Origin of the sequence: Cellulomonas telluris, assembly GCF_004886325.1 — a bacterium.
GTDB classification, from domain to species: Bacteria; Actinomycetota; Actinomycetes; order Actinomycetales; family Cellulomonadaceae; genus Cellulomonas; species Cellulomonas telluris.
On sequence record NZ_QXFN01000009.1, the window covers coordinates 1 to 1,164 of the forward strand.

Below are 1,164 nucleotides of genomic sequence, written 5' to 3' on the forward strand. Positions count from 1 at the left end.
CTCGTCGACGCCGTCTCGACGCGGTGGACCGACCGGCGCATCATCACGACCGCCCAGAGCCTGCCGGCGGGCGAGCAGGGCGTCTTCTCCTACAGCAACACCAACTACGTCGTGGTCGGACAGATGCTGGAGCGTGCCACGGGCACGTCGGTCCGCACGCTCGTGCAGCGCAGGATCCTCCGGCCGACCGGGATGGCCGACAGCGCGTTCGCGGTCCGCAGGGACGCACCGCGGCCCGACCTCCACGAGTACGCCCGCTACCCGGGCAGCGGCACCCTGGACCTCGGCTCGTTCGAGCCGTCGCTCTTCTCCTCGGCCGGTGCCCTCGTCTCGACCGCCCACGACCTGAACCTGTTCCGGCGGTCGCTCGAGAAGGGCCGGCTCCTGCCCCGGCGCCTGGTCCGGACCATGCAGGAGCCGGTGAGCGACGGAGGCGGCCTGCCCTACGGGCTCGGCAGCTACCGGCTGCCCAGCCCCTGCGCCACCGGGCCGGGCTGGGTGCAGGGACACGACGGCGCCTCCTTCGGCACCCTCACGTTCTCGGTGGGGCTGGGCGCCAACCGCCAGGTCACGATCGCCCTGACCGGCCGCGGCTACACGGAGCGGACCGCGCTGGCCCAGGCGCGGCTCGTGCAGAAGTTCGCCTACACCGCCCTCGACGCCACCTGTGCCGCGGGCGACGCGGACGCCCCGCGCGACCTGGCGCGCGTGCCCCTGCCGCTCGACCTCGGGCTCGCGTCGCTCCCGAGGACCTGAGGCTCGCTCAGCCGGTCCGGTCGTCGCGGCCGGACCGGTTCGGCGTGCCCGGGCGGCGGGGCAGGTCGTCGGCCGGGTCGAGCACCTCGAGGACGAGCCGCACGGCGACGTCGTGCCAGGTGGCCGCACCGGTCAGCATGTAGTGGCCCAACGCCCCCATGTCCTGCAACCCGACGCTCGCGGCGACCGACGCGGCGCGCTCGACGTACGCCGTCGTCTCGCGCAGCGACGTGATCCGGTCGCGTCCGCCGTGCGCGGCCCGCAGGGCTCGTCCGGCAAGGGTGTGGACCGGGTCCTGGCCCGACCACCACGGAGCGAGGCCCACCACGCCGCGCACCGACGGGTCGTCGGCGACGTGCACCGCGACGCGGGCCCCCATCGAGTGGCCGAGCAGCACGACGGGGACGT

Annotated in this window: 2 protein-coding genes; one reads left to right on the forward strand and one right to left on the reverse strand. The window is 74.9% G+C overall.

Going from position 1 to position 1,164, the window contains the following annotated elements:
* On the forward strand, positions 1 to 756 hold a 756-nt coding region (locus FB586_RS18435; protein ID WP_136520830.1), incomplete at its 5' end, for a serine hydrolase domain-containing protein.
* A gap of 7 nt (positions 757 to 763) precedes the next feature.
* Here FB586_RS18435 and FB586_RS19530 read toward each other — a convergent pair.
* Positions 764 to 1,164: alpha/beta fold hydrolase (locus FB586_RS19530; protein WP_168800610.1), on the reverse strand; the 401-nt coding region annotated here is incomplete at its 5' end.